23 protein-coding genes and 2 pseudogenes are annotated in these 26,630 nt (G+C 61.5%); 19 read left to right on the forward strand and 6 right to left on the reverse strand.

Annotated features, from left to right (window positions below):
* Window positions 1-349: 349 nt before the first annotated feature.
* Both G6N48_RS03180 and G6N48_RS03185 read right to left on the reverse strand, forming a co-directional pair.
* Window positions 350-1,249, reverse strand: coding sequence for a DUF6602 domain-containing protein (locus G6N48_RS03180; RefSeq protein WP_139825752.1), 900 nt, complete (start codon window positions 1,247-1,249; stop codon window positions 350-352).
* A 151-nt stretch (window positions 1,250-1,400) separates the two neighbouring features.
* Entirely contained in the window at window positions 1,401-2,294 is an 894-nt protein-coding gene (locus G6N48_RS03185; protein WP_085269053.1) for a hypothetical protein, read from the reverse strand.
* A gap of 453 nt (window positions 2,295-2,747) precedes the next feature.
* Here G6N48_RS03185 and G6N48_RS03190 point away from each other — a divergent pair.
* The 13 genes and pseudogenes from G6N48_RS03190 to G6N48_RS03250 all read left to right on the forward strand — a co-directional run bounded on the left by G6N48_RS03190 (window position 2,748) and on the right by G6N48_RS03250 (window position 15,103).
* Window positions 2,748-3,982 (forward strand): annotated as a pseudogene (locus tag G6N48_RS03190) (IS256 family transposase).
* Between the two features lie 712 nt (window positions 3,983-4,694).
* Complete coding sequence (locus G6N48_RS03195) at window positions 4,695-4,847, forward strand: hypothetical protein (protein ID WP_161494185.1); 153 nt, start codon at window positions 4,695-4,697, stop codon at window positions 4,845-4,847.
* Window positions 4,848-5,156: 309 nt separating this feature from the next.
* Window positions 5,157-6,068, forward strand: coding sequence for an ABC transporter permease (locus tag G6N48_RS03200; RefSeq protein ID WP_085268186.1), 912 nt, complete (start codon window positions 5,157-5,159; stop codon window positions 6,066-6,068).
* Window positions 6,069-6,115: 47 nt separating this feature from the next.
* Entirely contained in the window at window positions 6,116-6,931 is an 816-nt protein-coding gene (locus G6N48_RS03205; protein ID WP_085268190.1) for an MlaE family ABC transporter permease, read from the forward strand.
* 70 nt (window positions 6,932-7,001) lie between these two features.
* Complete coding sequence (locus G6N48_RS03210; RefSeq protein WP_085268185.1) at window positions 7,002-7,985, forward strand: MlaD family protein; 984 nt, start codon at window positions 7,002-7,004, stop codon at window positions 7,983-7,985.
* Window positions 7,985-9,046, forward strand: coding sequence for an MlaD family protein (locus G6N48_RS03215; protein WP_085268184.1), 1,062 nt, complete (start codon window positions 7,985-7,987; stop codon window positions 9,044-9,046). Before G6N48_RS03210 ends, G6N48_RS03215 begins: the two co-directional genes overlap by 1 nt.
* A complete protein-coding gene (locus G6N48_RS03220; RefSeq protein ID WP_085268183.1) occupies window positions 9,043-10,002 on the forward strand; it encodes an MlaD family protein in 960 nt (319 codons plus the stop codon). The genes G6N48_RS03215 and G6N48_RS03220 overlap by 4 nt, the downstream gene beginning before the upstream one ends.
* Window positions 10,002-11,099, forward strand: a complete 1,098-nt coding sequence (locus tag G6N48_RS03225; protein ID WP_085268182.1) for an MCE family protein — start codon at window positions 10,002-10,004, stop codon at window positions 11,097-11,099. Before G6N48_RS03220 ends, G6N48_RS03225 begins: the two co-directional genes overlap by 1 nt.
* On the forward strand, window positions 11,096-12,088 hold the full coding sequence (locus tag G6N48_RS03230; RefSeq protein WP_085268181.1) for an MlaD family protein: 993 nt from the start codon (window positions 11,096-11,098) through the stop codon (window positions 12,086-12,088). Before G6N48_RS03225 ends, G6N48_RS03230 begins: the two co-directional genes overlap by 4 nt.
* Window positions 12,085-13,038 carry an MlaD family protein gene (locus G6N48_RS03235; RefSeq protein ID WP_085268180.1) on the forward strand — a complete coding sequence of 318 codons (954 nt, stop codon included), beginning with the start codon at window positions 12,085-12,087 and terminating at the stop codon, window positions 13,036-13,038. The genes G6N48_RS03230 and G6N48_RS03235 overlap by 4 nt, the downstream gene beginning before the upstream one ends.
* Window positions 13,039-13,104: 66 nt before the next feature.
* Window positions 13,105-13,848, forward strand: a complete 744-nt coding sequence (locus G6N48_RS03240; protein WP_085268179.1) for a hypothetical protein — start codon at window positions 13,105-13,107, stop codon at window positions 13,846-13,848.
* 29 nt (window positions 13,849-13,877) lie between these two features.
* Window positions 13,878-14,612, forward strand: coding sequence for a hypothetical protein (locus G6N48_RS03245; RefSeq protein ID WP_372511391.1), 735 nt, complete (start codon window positions 13,878-13,880; stop codon window positions 14,610-14,612).
* A 239-nt stretch (window positions 14,613-14,851) separates the two neighbouring features.
* Window positions 14,852-15,103: an SDR family NAD(P)-dependent oxidoreductase gene (locus tag G6N48_RS03250; protein WP_085268177.1), complete on the forward strand. Its 252-nt coding sequence runs from the start codon at window positions 14,852-14,854 to the stop codon at window positions 15,101-15,103.
* A 395-nt stretch (window positions 15,104-15,498) separates the two neighbouring features.
* Here G6N48_RS03250 and G6N48_RS03255 read toward each other — a convergent pair whose 3' ends face one another.
* Both G6N48_RS03255 and G6N48_RS03260 read right to left on the reverse strand, forming a co-directional pair.
* Window positions 15,499-15,903, reverse strand: a complete 405-nt coding sequence (locus G6N48_RS03255) for a hypothetical protein (protein ID WP_085268176.1) — start codon at window positions 15,901-15,903, stop codon at window positions 15,499-15,501.
* A gap of 113 nt (window positions 15,904-16,016) precedes the next feature.
* Window positions 16,017-16,439 (reverse strand): hypothetical protein, encoded by a 423-nt coding sequence (locus tag G6N48_RS03260; protein ID WP_232066525.1) that lies wholly within the window; start codon window positions 16,437-16,439, stop codon window positions 16,017-16,019.
* Between the two features lie 757 nt (window positions 16,440-17,196).
* Here G6N48_RS03260 and G6N48_RS03265 point away from each other — a divergent pair.
* The gene (locus tag G6N48_RS03265) at window positions 17,197-17,754 is read left to right on the forward strand and encodes a hypothetical protein (RefSeq protein WP_085268175.1); all 558 of its coding nucleotides are present in this window, start codon (window positions 17,197-17,199) and stop codon (window positions 17,752-17,754) included.
* Between the two features lie 162 nt (window positions 17,755-17,916).
* Window positions 17,917-18,948 (forward strand): Lrp/AsnC family transcriptional regulator, encoded by a 1,032-nt coding sequence (locus tag G6N48_RS03270; RefSeq protein WP_085268174.1) that lies wholly within the window; start codon window positions 17,917-17,919, stop codon window positions 18,946-18,948.
* Here the strand turns inward: G6N48_RS03270 and G6N48_RS03275 are convergent.
* Entirely contained in the window at window positions 18,903-20,555 is a 1,653-nt protein-coding gene (locus G6N48_RS03275) for an AMP-binding protein (protein WP_085268173.1), read from the reverse strand. The genes G6N48_RS03270 and G6N48_RS03275 overlap by 46 nt on opposite strands.
* A 213-nt stretch (window positions 20,556-20,768) precedes the next feature.
* Between G6N48_RS03275 and G6N48_RS03280 the strand changes: the two genes are divergently transcribed.
* From G6N48_RS03280 to G6N48_RS03290, 4 genes and pseudogenes are all read left to right on the forward strand, one after another.
* Window positions 20,769-22,034, forward strand: a complete 1,266-nt coding sequence (locus tag G6N48_RS03280) for an aminoglycoside phosphotransferase family protein (protein WP_085268172.1) — start codon at window positions 20,769-20,771, stop codon at window positions 22,032-22,034.
* A 371-nt stretch (window positions 22,035-22,405) separates the two neighbouring features.
* Window positions 22,406-22,537 (forward strand): annotated as a pseudogene (locus G6N48_RS28040) (alcohol dehydrogenase catalytic domain-containing protein); the annotation flags it as partial.
* A 16-nt stretch (window positions 22,538-22,553) separates the two neighbouring features.
* Entirely contained in the window at window positions 22,554-23,456 is a 903-nt protein-coding gene (locus G6N48_RS03285) for a zinc-binding dehydrogenase (protein ID WP_232066526.1), read from the forward strand.
* Window positions 23,426-24,865: an aldehyde dehydrogenase gene (locus G6N48_RS03290; RefSeq protein ID WP_085268171.1), complete on the forward strand. Its 1,440-nt coding sequence runs from the start codon at window positions 23,426-23,428 to the stop codon at window positions 24,863-24,865. Before G6N48_RS03285 ends, G6N48_RS03290 begins: the two co-directional genes overlap by 31 nt.
* 456 nt (window positions 24,866-25,321) lie before the next feature.
* Here the strand turns inward: G6N48_RS03290 and G6N48_RS03295 are convergent, their stop codons facing one another.
* Window positions 25,322-26,374: an Lrp/AsnC family transcriptional regulator gene (locus G6N48_RS03295; RefSeq protein ID WP_161494184.1), complete on the reverse strand. Its 1,053-nt coding sequence runs from the start codon at window positions 26,372-26,374 to the stop codon at window positions 25,322-25,324.
* Window positions 26,375-26,630 lie beyond the last annotated feature (256 nt).

The raw sequence follows: 26,630 nt of genomic DNA on the forward strand, positions 1-26,630 counted from the left end.
TTCCATCGCCCACAACGTTACAAGGCTCAGGCGGCAGTACCGCGCAGGCAGTACTGCGCCCGAAAGCGGGAGCAGCACGGACGTACACTGCCCTGGCACCGTCCGGTGTGAGGATAAACCGCATCTGAAGTGCAAAATAGTGCAGTGCATGCCTCTAAAGCGAGGAGGACCGGTTTTATCGCGGACCTGTCGCGCGCGTGTATCGCTACACTGTCGCAACTAAGTGCAAATCAGGGGGAGCGACCGGGGGGGAACGCCAGATGGGGCTTAGCGAGTGAGGCGGCAATCGAGATTTATTGCGAGACAACATAATTCGGTCTATCCGATCGGGCATGAAGTACTCTGTACCCTACATAAACCAGCGGCTACTTCCCGTCGGAAAGATCCGTTCGTGCAGGTAGCTGGAGATAACCCCGTCTAACCGGCGAGGTAAGTGCCCGGATCCTAAGTGAGCGCCTGTTCTCATGGCGCTCAAGCCGTCGGCGATCTGTTTCAGCTGTGGATCTCGCACGGCCAGCTTTGCCCAGAGTTGGATCACAAGCGTTGCGATCGGGTGCGGGTTCTGGAGCGGAGCGGCGCCCGTGGTATCGGGGGTTTGGTGAGCTGAATGCCAGAAGTCGTAATAACTATCGCCCTCCGACGGCGCGGAGGGGCCGGGGCGAATTGGATTTTGAGCGATGTTTACCGTTCGATACCAGCAATCGAGATCAGCGACACAGACGAGGTCGAGCTGACCGCGAGGTGGTTCATCCTTCTGTGTTTCTGCGAGAAGAGCATCAGTGACCGCTGCGCGTGGTTCGTCACCCGGCAACTTGTGGGTGTGCGCCAAGACACCGTAGATCAACGGGGATATTAGTTCTCCGATCTCTGTCCCCACCTTTCTTTCAAAGCCCTCACGTACTACTCGGGCCTCTGTTATCGCGTCCCGCAGTTTGCCCCTACTTAGTTCCGATTTCACGCTGAACGCTGCAACCACACCAGAGAGAAGGACTTCCGACCGTTCCCGAAGTTCGCGCGGATAGGACGGATGAAAGATGACTAGATCGGTCTCGCAAGAGTAGCTCTTGCGATTCACCGCGCGTTCCAGCAGTAGGTACTTGCGGGTGCCGACCTCGTACTGTGGCGGCAGCCAGCCCTGAAGTAGGCGACGGAATAGCGCCTCGTAATGGTGACCGCGTTGCTGCGCCCTTGCACGCCCTACCAGGTTGCGGCGAGTAAGTTCGTACTCGGCTGCAACGGCGTCTGCCACTGCGCCGAGCCATCTGACGTGTGCCTGTGTCATGCCAATGGTTTATACGCTCCGCAAGCCGTTTGAGCTGTTCAAGTGAACTTGGGAGAAGGGATGCTGATCATCGCTCCACGAACCAGACGTTTCAAACTGACCCACTACCCCTCAGCTTCTACTCTGTGCGGTCGATCGGACGAACGGTGAAAAGTTCGCCGCTCAACTCTGGCCACTGTGTCGTCGAGTCTTGACGGATTGTGACTTCGCCTAGCCTGCAACATTCGTCAGAAGGGCTGATCTGAATGCCGCCAGGCGTCGTGTGGATTGCTCGGGAATCGAAGAGGGGCCCGGCGGGGTGATCAAGGGCGTGGCGGAGCTCCTCCTCAGCGACCCCCGGGAACTTCGGTGCGAGCGCTGTGAACAGCTGGTCCGAATACCGGTCGTTATGAAACGCTGAGATTGATCCATCTACTAATTTTTCGCTGTAAGTCACGACGTTGCGTGGGCCCCTAGGGTTGGCGTGCACTATAAGGCGAATTCCGAAGTTCGTATTGGGATCGAGACGGCGGCCTGCCGAGATGGTGATGAGCTTTTTCGCGTTACCATCGCGTAACGCGAACCAGATGGGCCGCGCATTTTGCTCGTCTGGCAGTCGTCGCGGAACGCGGTTCCAGCACGCCAGCGTCTCGTCTGGCTCCCACTTGGTCCAACGCCTGCTGACTTCGTAGCGGTAGTAATGGAGGTGTCCGCCCAGCAAGTCAATTGAGATCGGCGGCTCTGGGGGAGCGGCGGTGCCGTGCTCGAAGCGGAGCGTGTTAATCCCGGCCGGCATCGACGTGAGCCAATTGGTGAACAATGAGTTTTCGGTATCCGCGATCCGCGGATCAGTCGTGTCGTAGTACCCAGCGAGCGGCGCGCCCACAGGAATCACAAACTGTGACAGCAGCTCCTTCAGCTGCGCCTTGAGCACTTTCTGCCAGTCATGCCGCTCCTCGCCGTCGAACTGAATGTGGTACCCAGACCAAACTTCAACTGAAGTACCGGCGGTACGAACGAAGAACGGTTTCATGTGATCCCTCCGATGGCGTTGCGCCGCAAGTTCTGCGTTACCCGCACCTAACGAAAAGCGAAACTGCGAGGAGTCGCGCCGCGGGGCGGTCAGAGCTCTTCGAACAACTTCACCTGCTGACGAGTGAGCAACGCGCTCTTATCGATCTTGCGAAGGCCCGCGAGTACGCAGTTGATCTGGCGCTGGAGCCTCTGCAAGCGATCGCTGACCTCTGCGCGCATATCTGCTTCTACATCGACACGGAAGACCGAATCGTCTGTCGGTGGACGCCTGACCTCCTCCCATTTCTCAAGGGCGGCATCAATTGAGTCGATGAGCGAGTTGCGTCCAGCAGAGTGGTGTACGAGTCGGGCCTGATCAGGATGTCCGGCGTGTCGTAGCCGAATGAATGAAGGTCATCGCGTGATTCTTCGAGAGACCGACCAAAGTCACTCGAGCAAAGGAATCGACGCGATGACCACTGCCCACGATATCGACTGGCCCGCCGTGCTGGCTGATCGACTCACCACCACCAGCCCGGATGTGTTGCGTGAGCTGCTGGCCACGTTCATCCACACCCTGATGGGCGCCGAAGCAGACGCGCTGTGCGGCGCCGGCTACGGGCAGCGCAGTTCCGAGCGCACCAATCAGCGCAACGGCTATCGTCACCGCCAGTTCGACACGCGTGCAGGCAGTTTGGACCTGGCGATCCCCAAGCTGCGCCATGGCTCGTACTTCCCGGATTGGCTGCTGGAACGCCGTAAACGCGCCGAACGGGCCCTGACCACCGTGGTGGCCACCTGCTACCTGCTGGGGGTGTCGACGCGGCGGATGGACAAGCTCGTCGAGACTCTGGGAATCACGTCGTTGTCGAAGTCGCAGGTGTCGGTGATGGCCACGGAGCTCGACGCGGCCGTCGAAGCCTTCCGGACCCGCCCGTTGGATGCCGGTCCGTACACCTTCATGGCCGCCGATGCCCTGGTGCTCAAGGTTCGCGAAGGTGGGCGGGTGGTCAACGTGCACGCCTTGATCGCCGTCGGGGTGAACGCCGACGGTTACCGCGAGATCCTCGGGGTCGATGTCACCACAGCCGAGGACGGTGCTGGCTGGCTGACGTTCCTGCGCTCGCTGACAGCCCGCGGCCTCTCAGGCGTGAAGCTGGTGACTTCCGACGCGCATGCCGGACTGGTCGCCGCGATCGGCGCGACCCTGCCGGGCGCATCGTGGCAGCGCTGCCGCACCCACTACACGACCAATCTCATGGCCGTCACACCCAAGGCGTCCTGGCCGTGGGTCAAGACCCTGCTGCACTCGGTGTTCGATCAGCCCGACGCGGACTCCGTTGCCGCCCAATATGATCGGGTGATTGACGCGTTAGATGGAAAGCTGCCTAAGACAGCTGAACACCTTGAGGCCGCGCGAGCGACCTGCTTGCGTTCACGGCGTTCCCCAAACAGATCTGGCGGCAGATCTGGTCCAACAACCCCCAGGAGCGGCTCAACAAGGAGATCCGCCGACGCACCGACGTCGTCGGGATCTTCCCCGACCGCAACGCCCTCATTCGTCTCGTCGGCGCCGTGCTGGCCGAACAACACGACGAATGGGCCGAGTCCCGGCGCTACCTCGGCCTCGACGTGCTGAGCAAATCACGCGCGGTCAACGACACCCCAACAGAACAGGAGGACACCCCGGCGGCGCTGACCGCCTGACACATCACGACGAAGAATCACACAACGACGTCGTACACCACGTCCCTGGACTTGACCCGATGAGCGATTCCAACTGCCGTGGGCTCGGCGCTAAGAAGGCGTCCCCCTCAAGCCGAAGGTAGCTGCGAAGGTCACGAAGGCAGTCCACTATCGAATCGCTCGGCATGCGCGAGGTCAGTTGGTTCAGCGCCTTCTCCAAACGTGCTTTTGCGGGCCGAAGCCTGTCCTTCAATTCGGATCGAAGTTGCTGCTGGCTCTTACGAACGTCGGCGTACTTGGTGAACAAATAGTTGCGAAGCCCCAGGACCAGGGCGCCCAGGCTGATGGCCGCGGATATGCAGGCGACGACGACAGTCCACATGGCTGAAGTCTAGGCAGCGGGTGTCACGGCCTCGCCTATCGCGTCCGAACATAGCTAACACCCGCTCGTCCCGGCTCACCCCGGCGTCACCCCGGCGTCCGGGGGCGATTCGTAGCCGTACTGAAGCCGTACCGGAAGCGCACCGGTGACGGCCAGATTCGTCGCCTCACAGGGCGTTTACTGTTCCTTTGCCAATCATTTCGCCTGGTCGTCGAGCCGCTGGCTAGGGACTCATAATCCGTTGGTCGCGGGTTCGAGCCCCGCCCGCCCCACTTCAGGCGTATGACCTCGGTTGATGCGTGACAGTTGTTTCGGCTGATCCGTGACACTCCCTGGATGAGGGAGTTGAGCGTGGCTGAGCGGCGGTATCAGGCTGTGATGGCGGTAGATGAAGCCCTCAACCACGCAACGGTCATCACCGAACTGATGTCCACGCTTGCCCACGTTCGACGGCAACGAAGACGAAATCCGTTCCCACTGAGCATCATCAAAGAATCGGTGTAGAGCAGGCGTCACCACCACCCAGCATCCCGCCACATCGAACCCACCTACAAGAGACACGCCCTGGGAGTTGGCTCGTTGCATGGACCGACCGTTCCGGGCGGCTGCTCCTACCAACGCCGTGTACACGAAAATCGGCAGACGCGTCAACGAGTGAATCTTGATGAGGCGGCGATTGACATGGCGACGCATGGCGTGTACGAATCATACGTTAGTGTGATATGCGTAACGAACTAGGGGGGGAATCTTGCACTTCACGGTGAAAGGCAGGACTGCACCAGGAAAGTGCGCACTTGAATCGGAGATCTGACCATGCAGGTAGGTACGGTCAGCCCCGCAGTTGAGGTCTCGGGTCAATCGTCGCCGACGCGTGGGAAGTCTCCGAAGACAAGGGGGGTGGCGGCCCTGGCTCCGGTGGTGCGCCGAGGCATCTTGCACGTGGGCTCGATCCCCGGCCGCAGCGCGGCTACGACCGGTCGTGGTGTGCAGTTGTTCACCGATGTCATCCGGTTTGCGGTAGGCGATGCCATCTCCCTGAGGCTGCCCATCGGCGAATTGTTGCTGCAGGCATGGACATTGCTCAAGGTGACCGCGACTCCAGCGTTGCTGATGGCTATTCCATTTGGTGCGATGGTGACGGTCGTGACATCGGGTCTGGTCAATCAAGTGGGGGCGACTTCGCTGCTCGGCGCAGCGGGTGGGGTGGGCGTGGTTCGGCAGGGGGCTCCGATCACTGCGGGGCTGTTGATGGGCGGCGCAGCGGCTTCGGCCATCGCCTCGGATTTTGGGGCGCGCGCGATTCGCGAGGAACTCGATGCCATGCGGGTGATGGGGGTTGATCCGGTTCGCCGTTTGGTAGTGCCGCGTTTTCTGGCGTTGCTATTGATCTCTCCGATTCTGTGCGTCCTAATCGTGGCCGCGGGCACTGCGGCCGCATTCATCATGGCGGTAACGGCCAGTGGAGTGCCGACTGGAAGTTTCTGGGCCTCATTTGGGACGTTCGCAAAAGTCGTGGACGTCTGGTTTGCTATCGGTAAGACTCTCATATTTGCTGCGATTGTGGCGATAGTTTCATCGCTTCGCGGAATGGAGGCGAAGGGTGGTCCACGCGGCGTCGCCGACGCTGTGAATTCATCGGTCGTGCTCAATGTTATCGGCGTTGTTTTCGCGAACCTGGCGATAACGCAGCTTGAGACGATGTTTTTTCCGATGGAGGTGGCCTAGTGACTGCGAAGAGTCGCGCCGTACCCTCGATACTCCTCAGCGCGCGAATGATATCGGCGCGGCCCATCCGTGAATTCTTCCGCAGCGCCGGGCAGTGGACGGTGTTCATTGCTCAGACGTTATGGTCACTGCCGCTCACGGTCAGTAAGTACCGGCGCGAGACGTTGCAGCAAATGAACAGCCTCGCGTGGGGCCGAGGTTCTCTGATTGTGGACGGTGGCGTGGTGAGCGTGCTGCTACTTCTTGGCCTTGCGGTGGGTGCGTCGTTGGCTATTGAGTCATTTGCTGTCTTGAATATTATTGGGTTTGGGGCGTTGTCGGGAATTGTCGCCGGGGTCGGAGCCGTCCGAGTGATCGGACCGCTTGTCGGGGGCATCGCGTATGCGGCACAGACGGGGTGCCGGATGACCGCCGAGATTGGTTCCATGCGGATCGCCGACGAAATTGACGCCGTCGAGGTGATGGGCCTTCGGCCCATACCCTTCGTGGTGGGTACCCGGTTGGCGGGCGGATTGGTGTGTCTGGTTCCGGGATACCTTGTGACCATGGTGACCACATTCTTCGTGATGGACACTGTGATTCGAGTTTTTCATAATCAGCCGGGCGGCACATATAACCATTACTTTGTCGAGTTCCTGACGCCCACCGACCTCGCATATTCGGTGATCAAAGTCGTCGCTTACTGTATGGCAGTCACGGTGATCCATTGTTATTACGGATATTTTGCCAGTGGTGGACCGGTTGGTGTTGGTCAGGCATCGGGGCGCGCTGTGCGGGCCAGTCTCGTTGCGATTATGGTGATCGATTTCATGATGACTGTGGCGTTGTGGGGTCTCCAACCGGTGTTCGTGTTCAAGGGTTAGGTGTGCAGGCGTGCTGATACACGGTCCAGCAGATGCTGAGAGACGAGCGTTGACGATCATCGGGACAGTGATGGTGGTGTGCCTGAGTGTCGTCGGGCTGCTCGCCGCGTTTAATCCATTCGCGGGCCGCCCGTCTGACGTCATTTCGGTCGCGATCGACACGCAATATGTCGGCCAGGGCGTTAGCGCAGGTACGCCGATCGTCATGCATGGGGTCACCGTCGGGCAGGTCACGGCGGTCTCCAGTTTGCACGGCGGAGGCGTCCGGCTGGATGCCGACCTGCAGAAGGCGCCGGTCCGGGGTTTAACGGATGCCCTGGGTATTGATTTTCGGCCTGTCAACTATTTCGGTGTTACCGGTGTCAATCTCATCGCGGGTAGTGGTGGGCAACCGCTGCGCGACGGCATTCACCTCACCGCGGTACCGAAAGGAAATTTCACCCTGCAAGCGTTGCTGTCTCGCCTCGGTCAGGTATCCACCGGGGTGTTGACACCGCAACTTGTCCAGGTCATCGATCGTGCCACTCGCTACACCGACGCGCTGAATCCGCTCATCGAGACGGCATTTATCGCTGCCAACGCGGTTGCCCAGGTGCAAACCGTCAGCACGATGCGCCTGTTGACGAATGCGACGGGACTAAGCGTGGTGTTTCCTTCATTTGTCAATGCACTGGTCGATACCGGCTCAAATTTTCTTCACAATGACGAGAATTTCAGACATCACGGCAGTGCGGACGCAACCCCGGACGAATGGCAACACCGATATTTAGCGACCCTGCAGGTGGCCTCCGAGGGCGTCTTCAACGATGTGGGCAAGCTGGAGTCCAAGCATGTCGGTGATCTGCTGCAATTCGTCGGCGCGGTCAAGGACCTGACCGATGTGGTGCCGCCCCTGATCAGACCCGAAGGTTTTGCGCAGGAGTTGGCCGAACTGCGGTCACGATTCGAGAAAATGTACGCCGGCCCGCCCGGGCAGCGGGCGCTGCAAGTTCGGATAATGCTGGACAACCTTCCCGGTGTGGCAGCCCCGATTGATGCGATCGGGGGACCGTAATGAAACCCACAGCGGCGTTATGGCGGCTTGTGGTAAGCGGCATCGTCGAGGTCATTCTGTTGATCTTCATCGTCAACATTATCGAGCAGCCGGTTACCGGAGATCAACGTTCCTACACCGCGGAGTTCACCGATGCGTCCGGGTTGCATGTGGATGCTGACGTGCGTGTCCGCGGGGTAAGCGTGGGAAAAGTCCGGTCGATCCGACTGGAGCGAAAGCATGGCCAAAGCTTTGCTTCGGTCAATTTTATGCTTGTCCATAGATACGGTGTCGTCGCGGCGACCCGGCTTGCGATCAAATACCAGGCGCTGACCGGTTTACGGTATATCGATGTCGTGAACCCCGCGGAGGGATATTCGAGTGCCGAGCTCGTCACGCAGGTGCCCATCGCGATGACCCAGCCGTCCTACGACATCACCGCGTTATTCAATGGCCTTCAACCGGTGATAGCGACGCTAAGTCCCGAGGAGATCAACACGTTTACGACAAATGCGGAATCGTACTTATCCGGCGACGGTGGCGGCTTGGCGCCGATGCTGGAAAGCATCCATAAACTGACTGAGTTCGTATCAGACCGGCAGCAAGTGGTCGCAACGTTGATGCGTAATCTGTCACAAGTTGCTGAGTCCATAGGTGGGCATTCTAAAGACCTGGTCCAGATATTAGACTGGGCTAATCGACCGTTGGATGGGGCGCTCAAGGCGATCGATGAGTTCCGAAAGTCTCAGCTGTTCGGTCCGGATTTCACCGGTTCCGTGCTGCGGTTGTTGGCAAATACCGGATTCCCCGCTGTTTTCGGCGCGGCATCCCCTTTTCGCCTTCAACCGCCCCCCGTTACCCCACCGGAGCTGCCGAGCGACATTGATGCGGGGCTCGACCGTGCGTTCGCCAATGTCGATGACTATATTGATGCGTTCAAGTTCGTTCCGGTCATGTGGGGGAACATCCCAGAACCGCCGGAGGAGGGGACTCCGTTGCCATGCTCGCGGGGTCGTTTCGAGCTACCCGCGCCGATGGATATCTTCGTCAACGGGCAAAAGGTCGTGGTGTGTAACCGATGAAAGTGCTACATAGCCCAACGTTTTGGGGTGTCAGTGCGCTGGCCTTAGCGACGGTGGTGGCGCTGGTAGCGGGCTGGCTGTATATCAGCCCGCCCGCCCAGAAAACCGTCACGTTCTACACCGAAGATGCGGCGTCGGCCCGCCCCGGAGACCAGGTACGCATCGCCGGTATCACCGTGGGAAAGGTCAAAGACCTTGCCCTGGAACACAACCGGGTGCGGGTGCGCACGCTAGTCGACGACGACGCCTTTGTCGGGGACCGATCGCAGATCGAAGTCCGCATGCTCACGGTGGTCGGTGGCTACTACGTGAACATCGTCTCGCTTGGTGATACCCCGCTGGGCAACAAGCCGATTCCGGTCGAACGCGTGACGATGCCCTACAACCTGATGCGCACCCTGGCTGACGCGACGAAAATCACCGACAACGTGAACGCAAAGCCGCTGCATCAGTCGCTGGACGAAGTGCAGCGCGGGCTCGCCGGCAACAATGTGGAGTCACTGTCCGCAATCATTGACGCCGGCAATAGTCTCATGTCCACCGTCGACAAACAACGTGGACAAATCACCGCTATCCTCAACCTCTCCGATGAGTACATCCGATCGCTCAGCGATTTCAGTGACGGGCTCAAACAACTAGTCCGGAAAATCGCGATCGTCGAACAAACCCTCATTATTTACGGCGAGGGGTTTGGTAGTGCGATTAAAGGCATGGGGGACATCCTCGATGCGCTGGCGCCGGTTGGCTACTTTTACCAGAATCATCGGGACGAATTTCTGGAAAAGGTCCGCTACACCCAAGAAAAAGCCCGGTATTGGTCAGAACGCAGCGGGGTGATTATCCGGGCAATACGCCTGGTGCGCAGAAAGATCGAACGGGTCCTGGATGCGCAAAACGCGCCGCCAGAACTGCTGGCCACCGACTTGTGTATGCCAATCCCCGGAACTCCGTGCTAATGGCCGCGTTACGTTCACACCGCGTGTACCGGGTGCCGGCGATCGCCGTGATCGCCGCGGCGGTGGCCACCGCCAGCGGTTCGTGCACGTCACCGCGGGGCAGTTCGCATGCCGACTATTGCGCGATCATGCCCGACAGCGTCGGGCTGTATGCCGGCAACCCGGTCACCCAAATGGGCTATCCCATCGGCACCGTCAAAGCCATCAGCCCCAGTGCACGCGACGTCCGAATCGATTTCACGGTGACCGAGCAGCGCCGGCTGCCGCGCGACGTCAAGGCCATCATCAGGTCGACATCCATCCTGGCTGACCGCTCGCTTGAACTCGTCGGCAACTACGAGTCGGGACCCCAACTGCTCGCCGGCGGATGCATCCCGCTCAACCGCTCCTCGACCCCGAAGAGCCTGTCCGAGGTGATCGGATCGGCGACCAGGTTCATCAACTCGGTCAACCCGAACGGGTCGACGAACATCGGCGATGTGATCCACGGTCTCGATCAGGCGACCCACAACCAGGGCGCCGGGATCAATCAGCTGTTGAGAACGTCCTCGGCGGTACTCGATAGCCCTGATCAAGCGATCAATGACATCGGGGCCATCATCACCAACCTGGCGCAGCTGACCGAAGTGCTCAAGGACATCAGGGGACCGTTGAAGGCGATCTTGTACAACGCGCGGCAGACCACGCCAGAGGTGGACGCCGCCGCCCAGGCCGGCCAACGGCTGGTGGAAGGCACCACCTGGGCGGCCCCCCTGGTCGCGGATCTGGAAGACAACCTGGGCCAAGAGATCCAATTCACCCTCGACTCGGTGGGGGTCGCACTCAGGAAGTTCAGCGAACACGCCCCTCGCCTGTCGAACCTGTTGAACCCGGTGCCCTGGTGGATCAACACGCTGGCCAACCACTACAACAACCGGAATTTCTTCCCGATCCGCTACAGGCCCCCCCTGTATCGCATCCATACCCCCGATGGCGTTGCGCTGTGCAACATCATGAACGCCTCGATGCCGGGCAGCTGTGCAAACGTGCAGGGGCAGCCCTACGCGGTGGACGTCGCACTGCTGCAGTACGTCCTGACCCAGGCGGCGAAACGATGAACCCCCGCAGGTGGCAGGCCGTGCTGATCGCGATTGCCTTCACGGTGTCATCGTGCGCATCGCTCAACGTCAACGCGCTTCCCCAGCCCGGCAACTCCTACAGCAATGGCTACAACATCATCATCGAGTTCGACGATGTGCTCAACTTGCCCGAACGCGCCAAGGTGGTGCTGGACGGCACCACCGTCGGCGTCGTCACCAAGATGGACGTTACGAGCCGGCGCGTCGATGTCACCGCGCGGATCGACTCCAGTGTGGTGGTGCCGTCCAACATCCATGCGGTATTACAGCAAGCCACGGTGCTCGGCGACATCTATGTAGCCCTCGAGCGCCCCCAACCCGACCAGCCGGCCGCGCCCGCCTTGGCTGCGGGCGCCAGGATCCCGCTTGCGGATACCACCTCACCACCACCCTTGGAGGACACCATCGCCCATCTGGCGGATTTCGTGTCCAGCGGGTCCATTCAACGCATCCAGAACACACTTGTCGGCATCAATCGCGTGACCCCGCAAGGGGATACGGCACGCAAGATCGCTTCACAAGTGGCCGTCGACCTTTCCGACCTCTCCAAGGGCATCGACACCGTCGACCAGTGGCTGCAAGGGGTGTCCGGAACCGGGCAGGTCGCGTTCAACCGAATCCCGGCGTTTCAGGACTGGTTCACACCCAAGAGCATGGAGGGCTTCAATCGCCAGACGGTCGCCGCGTCCTACGTGGGGACTCTGCTGCCCTCGGTGGGTAGTGTCTATTCGAACGGTTACTGGCTGGTGCCGTTATTAAATTCACTGGCAGACGCCCTCGGCGCGATGCGGCGCGACAAACACGCATTTGAAGCTGAGCTGCCCGCATGGCGGCGGTTATTTTACGATTATTTCCTTCCCGAAGATAAATATCCGGCGATGAACATCACCTCAATAGTCGGGCCTGACGGTAGGGAATTGTCGGGCAACGTGCAAGACGTCCTGCGGATGATTGGGGCGACACCATGAGGCTACGAGACGTGCTGTCGTTTCTGACCTTCGGGCTGATGATTGCGTTTGCAATCGGCTACATCGGCTCGTTGGGCGTACGGGTGGGGCTGCCGTCTCACCGCACCGATGTTTCGATGGACGTCGCCGACGTTAATGGCCTGGTGGTCGGGTCAAATGTTTTGCTGCGCGGTGTGCCCGTGGGCAAGGTCAGCAATATTCGATCGTCGGTCGACCGGGCAACTGTTAACTTCTACTTCGATGATCGATTCCACGTCCCCGTGGACAGCGACGTCCGTCTGGAGAATCTCTCTGCGCTCGGCGAATCCTATATTGAACTGGTGCCGCGCAGTCAGCGCGGACCGATGCTACGCAACGGCCAGCGCATCGCAACGGAATCCGTGACACAGCCAGCATCGATCTCTGAACTGGCGACCAGCGTCGTGCGGGTCCTCAACCAGCTGGACCCCGGCGCGCTCGATCGTGTCACCCACGAAGCCGACACTGCGCTGCCCCCGCCGGATGATGTGTTGCCCAAACTGTCACGCACCAGCAGACTGTTGCGCAACACCGCCGCCGACATGCACGGTCGCGGGCGTGAACTACTTGACAACTTCCAGATCCTGCTGGGAAACGCCGGCTGGCTTGGGCCTCTGCTCGCTGACCTCACACCGATGGTCAACAGCCTCAACCCGCACCTGCGATCACTGTTTAGCTCCTTTCCGGCCGCCGTCGATCTGGGCGCCCCGGAGATGTATTACAAACTCGATGCTTTCCTCGCCCGAATTCAGAAGCTCTTAGACAACAATGGAGGCGACTTTAAGGTGTTGGGCGAAGCGTTTCGCCCGCACATTCAAGGGATCGCTGGCGCGTTGCTGAACTTCGACACCGGCCAGATTCTGGCCAATGTGTTGGACGGGCTGCCGAAGGACGGCGCAATCACACTGCACGTCAGCCTGCCCGAGCATTAGAGAGCTAAAGCGCCACGGACGTTACCGACTTGAAAATACCTGACCGCGAATTGAAGAAGGTGTTCGATGACTGTTAAAGAATCAGCCCTCAACGAATCAGAGGTGGCCGAGACGGATTCAGCTGACTCGAAGATCGACGATGTCGCCGAGACCGATTCGGCCGAGTCGACGATCAAGGATGTGGGCGACAGCGATCCAACCGAGTCGGCGATCGAGAACGCAAGCGACGGCGATCCAAGTGAGGAGGCGGCCCCCAAGACGCCTCGCGGCAAGAAGTCGGCGCGGCGATTGCGGCTGTCGATCTCGCTTCCTAGCTTGGTGATCGCTGCGGTGATCACCGCACTCGTCGCCGCTGTCGGTGTCTTCGCGTGGCTATATGTTGGCGCCCAGCACAAACTCGACGCCCAGTCCCGTCAATCCGACAACAATGCCCACGCTGAAAGGCTCGCGATGGACTATGCGGTGCACGCGGCGGAGATTAATTTCGGAGACCTCAATGCGTGGAAGGTGAAGCTCGTCGCGGGAACCAGCCCAGCACTGAAGGAAAAGCTGACCAAGGCGGGCGAGGAAATGGAACAGATCCTCGTGCCCCTGCAATGGAGTTCCACAGCGCGTCCGCTGGTGGCTAAGGTTCGTTCGGACACCGGCGGGGCCTATGTCGTCGACTGTTTTGTCAGCGTACTCACCAAAACCGTTCAGGCGCCCAGTCCGCTGCAGTCCACAGCCACTTACAGCATCACCATCGATAGCAACAAAAACTGGGAAATCAGCGATGTCGGCGGGATTGGTGCAGTGGTCGAGCAGAAGTAATAGCGCCAAGCTACGTGAAAGAGATTCGGATGCCCAAGAGCGGCGCCGGTGCCCGCGCAAAGTCCGCGGTCGGCTGGCGAACAAGAATCGCGAGGCTGACCGACCGCGCCAGGGCACAAAAACCTCACCGGGCGCGCATGATCGGCGCTTGCGCGTTACTGGTATGGGCCAGCGGCACGGTGGCGCTCGGGCCGGTGTCCCATGCCGACCCGTATGAGCTGATTCCCGATAGCGACATCATCCGGCCGTTGCCGCCGATCGCGCCGGGCCCGTCGAACTGGGTGCCGAAGTTTCCTTTTCCGTACGACCAAACCCGGGGAAGTGTCACCGCTGCGGATATCACTGCCGAACGGGAGATGTGTCAGTGGTTCAACGCTCAGTACGAGGTGCTCAGACGCCAGATCGACAGGTTGCAATTCAATCGCATCACCCCCGATGGGCCGGGCGTCATCATAGGCGCGGCCAGCGACTGGGACTACAGCTTTGGCCCGATTCAGCAGCAAGTCGACATTGTCACCGCAAACATTGACCAAGCCGAAGATTTCCTCGCCCCGCGCGCCCAGGCCCTCACGCAGAGTCAAGATTACTTGGGAGACAGCTACTTTCCGCTGTATGAGGGTAAGAGCTTCTATTTGCTGTGGCAGGAGCAAGCCAATATCAGCGCCGGCATCAAGGCCCATCAGCCCGATTGGTTCACCGGGCCGTCTGTCCAACGTGCCAAACGTTGGGGCACCAGGATCCACCGCTCCCACGTGTGCGACTGAGCGACTCCCCTTTCCGGGACGACCGTTCGCGAGGACAACAGTTCCGCGCTTTCGGCCACAAAGGATCAAGAAATGCGTATCAAGCCGGTGAGCCGGGGCCGGCCCATCGACGAGCGCGACCGCGCATCTGACGGTGGTTGCCGCACCGCGTTGGTGACGGGCGCGTTGAGTGGTATCGGCCGCTGCATGGCTGAGCTCCTCGCGGCCAAAGGGTTCGACGTGCATCGATTCCTGCCGGCATGGTGGATCGCGGCTGGGGCCGCATCGCCAATATCGGATCTTTGGCGAGCCTTTTGGTTGCAACGCCCTCAGAAACTACCTACAGCGGGATTAAGGCCCTCGTGTTGCGCTTCAGCGAGACCATCGACGCGGAATTTCGCGACGCCGGTATCCGGTGTACTGTCAGTCTTCCCGGCGCCACAGAACCGAAATCTTCAGTGAGGCAGATGGATTGGGTGGTTTCAAACAAGATCGAGTTCTCGGCGCACTAATGATGAGTCCGGTCGCAGTCGCACGTCAGGGATACGACGCGGTGATGTCGGGGCGTCCGATGATCATTCATGGTGCTCATCACAAAGTGATGGCGGCAGCCCTGCAGCATGCACCGCTACCGGTGGGCCGTCGTCTGGCCCCGATCATCATGGCGCGCAGCTGATCTCGTGATGTCTGACTAGACGACAATGCCGACGACGAGGGAGCAGCCAGCCGGTCAACTCGGCGGGGACACATGCCGCCGAGCCTTGGCTGGGCCGACCTATCGGCCATCGGCAGTGGCACAAGTGGCCGCCTTGGCGGGCATGCACCGCGGTCCTCTATGTCATTAGGCATCAACCATGCCATATGTGGGCGCGTAGCCGTGATGAGATGCAGCAAGCGTCGGCAGCGATCACGATTGAAAGGATGTACTGCCATAGCATGCCGCGTTACCAACGTCGAGCGTGTTTTGGCATCGAAGGAGTTTGCCGATATAGACGCGGACCGTGACCCATTTGCCTGTCCGCCAGACCGGGGCGGCGATGCTGCTCCGCCAGTCGGCGCGAATTTCGGCGCCGTCGGTTCCCAAACTGCGCGGATTAGCGACCGTCACATCGGTCCTCCACGGCAGCGGAACATGCTCGATTCGCTGCCGTGTGGACCCGTCGAAAAATTCAATTCCGTCCGCAACACCGACGGAATCAGAAACCACTTCATAGGTCACAGTGCTGTCACCCTCATCAGCACGCGCGGGCGCAGCAGGCATGACAACACAAATCCCCGGAATTAGCGCAACCCTGATGAACGCGTTACGCATCACGTACCCCCTGCAACGTCATCACCGTCGACCCTATGGGACAAACCACCCGCAACAACTCGCCGGTTTGTCGAAAAGTGTGTCATCGCCACATTCATTGCCAGCAGGCCCTTCTAGGGCCCAGCCAATACCACCGACACCAAGTGATATCCGGTGGTGTCGTTTCGCCGCAGACTGAGTCCGAAGTCTGTGTAGGAGCAATCAGGAAGGGCGGCATAGCCTTCCAGTACCGCCCCCTGAATCGCATCAGCATCGTTTTGGGCGGCACCAGAAAGCAGGTAAGCCTTGGTGCCGCTGTACCCAAGAGTCTTGAGCCCTTCGAGTGGGTCAAGGACCGGGACTCGCGTTGCCGCGTGATTGAGATAGTCGTCAGTCGATCGATTGATGATTTGGGCTACTTGCTCGACTACGGCGTTGGACCGCAGCGATCCGCACGACGTCCCGCTACGGGCCGAGGCCACGGCGTCCCTGACGTTGGCCTCAGGATCGGCGACAGCCGACGGCGCCAGCACCAGGCTGGCAGCCAGCACGGGCACGATCAGTAGCGTTGCGATCCACCGACCGCCTCTTCGGCATGCCGGAAACGGTGTGTGACAGACCGAGGCGACACCTGACCGCCTCTGCGGGCGCACGTGGTCCGCAATGGCTTGCATGCTCATCGGTTCCTCTCGATACCCGCGAGCCACCGCGAATGCATTGTGCGCCAGGTGATGACAATGACGACGCGACTTCAATGACTGCAGGTAACCATGCAAACGCAAGTGCCCTGTTGTCGACGGCGTACGACGCGATATCCGCCAGCTGTAGCTCGTTTCTACAACGCAAAAATATGGTATAGATCACGTGGAGCGCAAGTTCTCGTAGGAAGATGACGCCCGTGGCTTCGGTGCATGTTTCAGGACGGAAACCCGCGATCGAGGCTTCCCTCGATCCTCAGGTCGACGTGTTCGGTGGGTTATCGGCGTCGTCGTTTTCCACGCCTGTAAGGGCGGAGGGGTGGGGATGACCGTTATCAGGGGCGCGGTGGTCGATGTCGTGTACTCCGCCGACCGTCTCGATTGTTTTCAGCCCGGGTCGGCCCTGGTGCGCTCTCGGGTGGCCGCGGTGACGGTTTGTCCGAGATGACGCATGAGCACTAGACGCGTGAGGCCATGTCACGACGGCGACGGCGTGTTGCCCGTTAGCTTGCGCCAGGTGAGAGCCGCCCGGGACCATTGGCGGGAGTCGATCGGCCGCGTGGCATCGTGGCGAGTTTTGGCTCACGGTGGGGTGTCTCACGTTAGTGATGGCGACATGTCGCTGTGGTCGCGGCGGCTGGTGGCGATCGGGTTGGCGATGGCAATGGCGTTCGTCAGCGCGACTCCGGGACGCGCAGACCCCCCCGGTGATGCGGCGGCCAACCCATTTCCGGAGATGGCGAGCATCACGGCGTGGTACACCGAACTGCCCCCAGATCAATTCTTGAGTCCTGACCATTCCAGTCTCTGGTTCTTGACACCCACAGGACTCACCTGCGGCATCTGGTTTTGGGGAGGCTTCGGCTGCACCGGGGATGTCCCCGGTGCACCCCCAGGGGACACTCACATCGCGTGGTTCAACGGAAACCGGGCAGTGCACCATGGCTGGACCGCGGCCATCCAGTTCCCTGATGGACATGCCGACCAGACGCTGCCGCCGCGCAGCTATGTGACCTACAACGCAACGACCTGCGCGATCACCCCGGACAGCAACACCTACTGCGGGCATGGCGAGTTCAAGTTCTTGATCACGCCGCAGGGAACCTGGTTCAAAGCCTGGGATGACAGGCGATCCTATGTCTGCAATGCCTATCACTCCTGTCCTCCCGGCTGAACCGCGCCGACCAGCTGTAGCAGGTCACCAACGTGGTGACCTCCTACAGCTAGCTACCGGCGGTGCCAGTCCGGGGGAGGTGGGAACATGACCGCTGCTGATGGGGCTGATGGTGGGCGCGCTCGACGCGGTCACGTCGAGGGATTCGGGTAGCGTTCGGCCATGGCGCGCCGCCCCAGACAGCACCTTGATGATGTTGACCACCAGCTGTGCCGAGCGCTGATGGCCGAGCCTCGCAGCAGTGTGCGCGATCTTGCGGCCCAGGCAGGTGTCACCAACGAGACGGTGACCTCGCGACTGCGGCGATTGCGTGAATCCAACGTGTTGGCCCTGACGGTGGTGGTCGATTCGGAGACCGCGGGGTATAGGGCGGGCGCGGTGGTGCGCATCAAAGCCCCGCAGCCGGCCGCGGCGTTACTCAAGGAGCGGTTCGCCGCGTGCGGGGTTGCCCAGTTTGTTGCCGCGGCGATGGGTGTGTGCGATCTCGTGGTGTCGATTTTGGGCGTCGACCTCGCCGACCTGCGTACCACGCTGCGCTCGGCCACACGCGGTGTCGACAATGCGCGGGTTGTTGGGGTCGACGTCGTGACCGGCGTCTTGGCCTACGACGTCAACGCCTTGACTCTGCCGATTCGGCCCTGGTCGCCGCGCGCGCTGCCAGCGCCGGATCCACCACTCGACGAGCTCGACTGTGCACTGATCGAACAGCTCGCCATGGCCGGGCATGAATCGAATCGAGAAATTGCGCGGCGGTTGGAGGTCAGTGACGCTACGGTGCGGTCCCGAATCCGGCGGCTGGAAGACGGTGGACTGGTGCGGCTTGTCGCCGGGGTCGATCCGGTTGCTGCCGGGGAGCGGCGGCTATTCGCCATGGTGTTTGTCTCGCTGGACGACGAATCGGCGATCGCGGCGCTAATGCAGCGTGCGACGGTAATGACCGGCGTCACCACTATCGGAGCCGCCGATCTGGTGTTGCAGATCGGCGGCCGCTCGGTGCACGAGGTCAGCGGCTTCGTCGCGGAGCTGGCCGGTGTCGCCGGGATCCGCGACATCGCAGTCGCCTACCTGACCGACGTCGTGCTGCACCACAACCACCTGGCCCGGTTCGCGTCGTCACATCGGCCCGCGCGGCAGCGCGACCAGTTCTGTTACACACCGGCTGCCGCGACGAACAAACGACGCGCCGCGCCGTAATCGGCTTTGCCGGATGGGCTGCGTGGGACCACGTCAACCCGGCAGATTTTGCGGGGTGCCTTAAACCCCGACAGGCGCTGGCGCACCGCCGCGACGATGTCTTCGTCGGATACTTCGCCTGCGTGGGGAGCCAATTGGACGAGGGCGACCACCCGTTGGCCCAGTGTTTCGTCGTCGACACCGAAAACGAGACTGTCGGCCACGCCGGGGTGGGTCTTGAGTGCCTGTTCGACTTCTTCGGGGTAGACCTTCTCGCCGCCGGTGTTGATGCAATGGTTGCCTCGGCCGAGTAGTCGCACGGATCCGTCCGGTTCGACGGTGGCCATATCGCCGGGAAATGAGTATCGGGCACCATCAATCACGCGGAAGGTGCGTTGGCTGCGTTCAGGATCCTTGTAGTAGCCGCGCGGGACCATAATTCCGGTGAGGGCCACGGTGCCGATCTCGCCAGAACCGGGCATCACTTCAGTGCCATCGTCACGCAATACTTTGACCCCTGGGCTGGGGTTGAATCGTGCTGTCGTTGGATTCTGGCCTCTGCGGACGTATTTGGCACCCATCGCACCCTCGCTTGACCCGAGCAGGTCGGCCAGCGTCACGCGTGGCATGTGTTGCAGCAGTCGACTTTTGAGGTGGTCGGACAGCATTGCTCCACTTGAGGCAAGGATTTCCAGACTGCTGAGATCGGCCTGCAAGCCACGGGAGGCGCCGCGGTCTAGTGCCTCGACGATGGGGCGGGCAAACGCATCGCCGACAATGACGGCTACCGCTACTGCGTGGCGGGTCACGGTGCGCACGAAGGCATCGCCGTCGAAGCTGCGGTTGGTGGCCAGGACGACCGGGGCCCCAAACAAGTGCGGGGTGATCGCGCCAATCCACATGCCTGCGCCGTGCATGAGTGGCGGGCAAGCGAAAGTGGCTAACGCCTGGCGCTGCTCGTGGGTCGCGACGGCGCCAGCAACGGCCTGGGCGGGATCGGTGACCGGCTCGCCGTGAGTCCTTCGCCGGTAGATGTTGGATCCGGAGTACAAGAAGGCCCGCGTGACATCGCCGATGTCGTACATCACTCCTTTGGGCAGGCCGGTCGTGCCGCCGGTGTAGAGCATGTAGAGATCATCTTCACCGCGGTCGATGACGGGTTGAGCTGCGGCGTCGGCGAGTGCCACGGTGTAGCCCAGCGCGCCCTGCACGACCGGGGCGACACGTTGGTGCGCATTGTCATCGACTTCGAGGAGCAGACGCAGTTTAGGGAGGCGACCGAGCACCTGTTGGACCCGGTCGGCCAGGCTGGCATGGTAGACCAGCGCTTGCGCGTCGGCGTTGTCGAGCACGTGCGCCAACTCATCGCCCAAGTAGCGGTAGTTGACATTAATCGGCACCGCACGGGCCTTGAATGCCCCGAACTGGGCCTCCAGGTACTCCGGGCAGTTATACAGCAAGAGCCCGACCTTGGCGTCGCGACCTAGTCCATACGCAGACAGCAGCCCCGCGAATTGCGCAGCGTGCTGCTCGTACTCTTTCCAGCTGAGCCTGCGGTCGCCGTGGATTACCGCGGTCGCGTTCGGCAGCGCCTGCGCCATCGACTCCCAGATGTCGGCGAGATGCATCCGCACAGCGTCCTCCAGTCGTGGTCATCGGGGGCTGGCGGCTCCATGGCAACACAAACCCGCCGCGAGTGTGCAAAGTCGTGTTTTATACTAGATAAATCCGCTAAATGCGTCTACTGTGGCGCCAATGCGTCGCGATATATGCCAAACGACGGCTGATTGTTGGCCGCTTTTTCGCGCTCCCGAAAGCGTTCGTGCCGCGGGGGTCGCGGCGTGTCGCACGTCGTGACGGGCGCGGCGGGCGGTTCGGGCTCGCTCGACGCGCAGCCTCCCCGGATTGGCTCGGTCCCGTCGGTCGCCGATGGCTTACGCCTGGCGGTCCGTTTGGCTCCCATGGTTGCCGCCACGATGTTCGATCGCGTGCAGTGGTGGCCGGTGAGCAGGACGTCGCAGGTTCCTGGGCGCCTCGAGCACATCACGCCGAGATGGGTTTCTGGGGTGCTTCGGCCGCACTTGGCTGGTGCCAGGGTCGTGCTGGTGTCGGTGGAGCGCCATTCGGCGGGAACGTCGGTGCGCGCCCGACTTCGCCTGCGGTACAGCTCCATCAACAACACCGGGCACCTGCCCGCCACCGTGTTTGTCAAGAGCACCCCGACCCTGGTGACCAGGATCGGCAACGGGCTAACGGGAACCGCGCCGGCCGAAGCGGGGTTCTACAACGAGCTGCGCCACCTCTTTGACCTTGAAGCACCGTACGGTTATTACAGTGCTAGCGAGCCGCGTTCGGGCCGCGCGGTCCATCTGCTTGAAGATTTGGTGGCGACCCGCCAGGCGACGTTTTGTGAACCGACCACGGTAATCTCGCGCCAGCAGGCGGAACTGGTCGTCGACCAGCTGGCCCGCCTTCACGCGCGGGCCGTCACGCTCGATCTCTCCGACGCGTGCAAGCCGCGGTGGCTTCGCAGCTATCCGCATTGGTGGGCCGTCACCGGTTCGATCTCGTCCATCCGTCGCTACCATCTGCGCGGCCAGCGCCGCGCCGACGACGAAGGCCTGACACCGCCGAGCCTCGTCGGGCGCGGTGAGCAGTTGTGGCGCAGTTTCGAAGCCTCAGTCCACGCTCACCGCGGGTTGCCTCGCACCCTCATCCACGGTGACCCTCATCTAGGGAACTGGTACGTCACGGGGGCGGGTCGGATGGGATTGTGTGACTGGCAGTGCATTTCGGCCGGGCATTGGTCGCGCGATCTGTCCTACGCATTAGCCTCGGCGCTGAGCATCGATCAGCGGCGGGACTGGGAGCATGCGTTGCTGGATCGCTATCTCGATCGGCTGGCCAGCGAAGGTGGACTGGCCCTGCCTCGCGCGCAGGCCTGGACTCTGTACCGCCAGCAGCTAGTCGGCGCGTTGGCCATGTGGACGACGACGCTCTACCCGCCGCGCTTCTTACCCGCGATGCAGCCGAAATCGACCTCCGCGGAGATGCTGCGTCGCATTCTGACCGCCATCGATGATCACGACGCACTCGACGTGCCCTGAAAGAGAACCGGCCGACAGCCCACCTGAGCGCCAGCCGGTACGGCCCCAGTCCAACCTTGATGTCTTCGCATAATCCCGTCTTTCTGGCACCAAGAACGGGCTCTGCGTAGCAATATCAGCTTGTTGCTAATCAAAATGCGCTCTATGCTGCCGGTGGGCGGCAAGATTCACGATTCTGTAGACGAGTGAGTCGGTGTTGCTGCGGTGATGCAGCCGGACCAGTCAGCGCCCGGCAACTCGATGAGGAGTGCACGCTCATGTGGATTACGGCGGCGGTGCTGCGGGCCCGCGACGCTCCCTACCGCATCGAGGACGTCCAGCTGCGAGACCCGGGCCCAGATGAGGTCCGAGTACGGGTAGTGGCCGTGGGCATGTGCCACACCGACGTGTTACCGCGGATGAGCGGTTTCCTGGCGTCACCTCCGATCATCACTGGTCACGAGGCCTCCGGCGTCATCGCCGCGGTCGGCGAGACTGTTACCAACCTCATCGCGGGTGACCACGTGGTGATTTCCTTCGATGCGTGCCGAGCCTGTTCGAACTGCCAGGCGGGGGCATCCGGCGTACTGCGAGTCGTTTGTCATCCGCAACCTCACCGGAGTCGGCGTCGAGGGCAGCGGCACTGTTCGCGACGCCGCCGGCACGCCCATCGCGTCGCGCTGGTTCGGTCAGTCGTCATTTGCCAGCCATGTGATCGCCGCGGCCCGCAACGTTGTCAAGGTGGATCCGACGATTCCGCTGGAGTTGCTCGGTCCGCTCGGGTGCGGCGTGCTGACCGGGGCCGGGTCGATTCTGGTCGCCCTGGGCGTTGACCGCGGTGACAGCGTGGTGGTGTTCGGCGCGGGAAGTGTGGGCCTGTCGGCGGTGATGGCGGCCCACGTCGCCGGTGCAGCGACGGTCGTGGCGGTGGACCGCAATCGCGCCCGGCTGCAACCTGCCGCCGAACTCGGCGCAACGCATACCTTCGACGCCAACGCGCCGGACCTGGAATCGCAGCTCATCAAAGTTACCGGTGGCGGCCCTCGGTACGCGTTGGACACCACCGGCGTGCCCTCGGTCATCGAGACCGCCATTCGTGTCCTGCTTCCCAGCGGCACCTGTGGACTCGTCGGCGCCAAACAAGGCGATGTGGTGTTGGACCCCAACACATTGGCCTTCGGTCGCACCGATGACCGGGATCCTGGAGGGCGATGCGACACCCGAAGTGCTGATTTCCCAGCTGATCCAGCTGTGGCGTCAGGGTCGATTCCCTTTCGACAAATTGATCACGACCTTCCCGCTGCAAAACATCAACGAGGCCGAACGTGCCAGCATCGCCGGCGCGGTCGTCAAACCGGTTCTCGTTCTGTGAATCGTGGGGTATTTCCACCACATTCGAAAGGAAGACAACGATGCAATATCGGCACACCACGCTCTACATAGACGGGCAGTGGCGCAAACCGGTTGGGGGAGAAACGATTCCCGTTATCTCCCCAACCACGGAGCAGCAGATCGGCGTCGTCCCAAGAGCTGCCATCGCCGATGTTGACACCGCGGTCGGTGCGGCGCGGCGAGCACTGCGTTCGCCCGAGTGGTCGACGATCGGGGCCGAGGGCCGCTCCAAAATCTTGTTGCAGTTGGCGGATCAGTTGGAGACCAACACGACTGAACGTGCCGCGCTGACCAGCATCCAAAACGGTATGCCCATTACGCTCGCCGGGTTTGCCGAGGGCTACGCGCCCGTGGTGATGCTGCGTTACTACGCCGCGTTGGCCGCCGAGCTGCGAGCCGAAGAGCGGCGCCCGCGTATCGGAGGTGGCGGCCAGACGATCGTGCGGCGCGAACCAGTCGGCGTGGTGGCGGCCATCGTCCCGTGGAACTATCCCCAGGGGCTCACGATGTTCAAACTGGCGCCCGCCCTTGCCGCGGGATGCACGGTGGTCCTCAAACCGGCGCCAGAGACCACGTTGGACGCCTTGGAGCTGGCGGCGTGCGCCGAACGGGCCGGCCTGCCGTCCGGTGTCCTCAACGTGGTCACCGGAGGCGCCGACATCGGCAAATACCTGGTGTCGCATCCCGGTGTGCACAAGGTGGCGTTCACCGGCTCGACGGCCGCCGGTCGCTCCATCGGCGAAGTCTGCGGGCGGCTGTTGCGCCCGGTGACCCTAGAGCTTGGCGGCAAATCGGCGGCGATCGTGCTCGATGACGCTGATCTCGCATCCACCGTCACCGGCCTGGCGACCGCTTCGCTGCTCAACAACGGTCAAACCTGTTACCTGTCAACCAGAATCCTGGTGCCACGATCGCGCCACGACGAGGTGCTCGAGGCCCTGGCCGCCATGGCATCGACGTTGGCGGTCGGTGATCCTCTTGACCCGAGCACCCATGTGGGGCCACTGGTCTCACACCGCCAGCGGGAGCGTGTGGAGTCCTACATCGAGATGGGCAAAACCAGCGGGGCGACCCTGGCCGCCGGCGGAAGCCGATCCGATCGGGAAACGGGCTGGTTTGTGCAGCCGACCGTTTTCGGCGGTGTTGATAACGCGAACCGTGTCGCTCGCGAGGAAATCTTCGGCCCCGTGCTGGCCGTCATCCCCTACAACGACGTCGACGACGCCGTGTCCATCGCCAACGACTCCGAATACGGACTCGGCGGCACCATCTGGACCTCCGATACCGACAAGGGCCTCGACATCGCGCGCCGCGTCGAAACGGGCAGCGTCGGAGTCAACTTCTACGAGCTCGACCTCGGCGCACCCTTCGGAGGCGTCAAGGCCAGCGGTCTAGGGCGCGAACTGGGACCCGAAGGTCTCGCGGCCTACTACCAACTCAAATCGATCTACCTTCGGTGAATGCCGCGACCGTCCAACGTGTATCAGTCAGAAAGTTCTCGACCCCGCCAAGGTTTGGCGTTTAGAGGCCCGCACGCACCGCGGCCTCGCTCGAGGAAGTTGGCCGAGATGTCGTGACTGCGACACTCTCGCCTCACCCCCGGGGCCAAGCTCACCGGTGAGCAGGCCGGTCCGGGGGGCTCTGCCGCCGGGCCCGCACAGCGGCTCGCAGTGCAACGAACAGAAAGGACGACCGTGGATTTCCCACTGCCCGAACACCTTCCAGGCTTGCTCGCGCAAATGGATGACTTCATCGAAACCCAGATCAAGCCGCTGGAACGCGAGGATATCCAATACTTTGACCGTCGTTGCCTCCAATCGTCACCACGTGCACTGAGTGGGCTGGATCAACGTCGATCTCGGACAACCGGACTGCCGTGCTGGGACAACGGGATCCAGCTTTACCGCTCTCACGGATTAGGCAGCATCCAGGCGTTTCATATATGAACTCAGCCGGATCACGTCAGTCATGAGCATCGCGTCTGTGGCCGTTACCCCGTCGATCGCTTGTATTGTGCCCACAATCTGCATTAGCTGATATGCAGTTGTGGCCGTCACCGTCACATGCATATCCCAGCTACCCAGGCATATCGCCGAGAAAACAACGTTAGGGACCGCAGCGAGTTCCTTGTGGATGTAATGCAGTCGAGCGCGATCTGCCCGAATCGATATCGAAGCGATCACTCCTATTACGCCAAGGGCCACCGGCTCGACCATTGCCACCACCCGGACCAATCCTGACTGGATTAGGCGGTTAATGCGGGCCCGGACCGTGCCCTCTGAAACATGAAGTCTGCGCGCGATGTTGCGGCTCGATTGACGGCCGTCGTCGATGAGCTGCTGCATGATGGCGATGTCTATTTCGTCAAGGTCGATCTTGGGCGCGGGTAACCGGATCGGTGGCGCGTTCCTGGACAGAAAGAGCTGCCGACCGTATTGGGGAACGGTCGTCTCGATGGCAAGATCGACGTCAAGATCGGAGACGCCGTGAATGGTGGCCAACTCATTGATCACATCTCGAAGTTCGGCGAGGTCGGGCACCAAGAAATACGCCAGAACATCGTATGAACCCACCGACACTGCGACCGCATCACATTGCGGAAACACGCCGATGTCCTGTGCCACATCGCGCGGTGAGCGCCCCCGCGTTTTGATGCGGCAGATGACAAACCAGTCGAAACCGGCTACCTCCCAATCAATTATTGCGGCAAAAACCAAGAGGCCGCTGGCCGTCATTTTGCGTAGACGCATACTGACCACCGACTCGCTGACACCAATTCGTTGGGCGAGTTCACGATTGGTGATCTTGCCGTCGGCGAGCAAATGATCGATGAGGGCCTTGTCGACTTCATCAAGTGCCGCGTGCGATGACGACGGACTACGGCCGTCGACGAAAGTCAAGCCTGCCGAGGCGCGCTGAACGTCTGGCACCCGCAGGATCGCCCGGTCTGCCGTGATGTCGTCGTTCATCGCGAGCCGTCCGACGAAAGTCTCCGACATCTGCGACCGTGCCGCGGGAGGCGCTCGGTTACCAGGTGTGGGGATCTCGCACGATATAGGCCAGCGGGCAGAAGCGGTACGTTGCCTGATACCGCGACGGCATCGGCGGCATTGGTGATGTCAGGGGCTGGCGCGCCATGGTGGCGCAGGTAGTCGCGAGAGTGCCCGGCACGTGCACGGGCAACGTCACGCATTATCGAACTCTAAATTCGTCGGTCCGTGCTGA

The sequence above is a fragment of the Mycobacterium parmense genome, from assembly GCF_010730575.1.
Taxonomy (GTDB): domain Bacteria; phylum Actinomycetota; class Actinomycetes; order Mycobacteriales; family Mycobacteriaceae; genus Mycobacterium; species Mycobacterium parmense.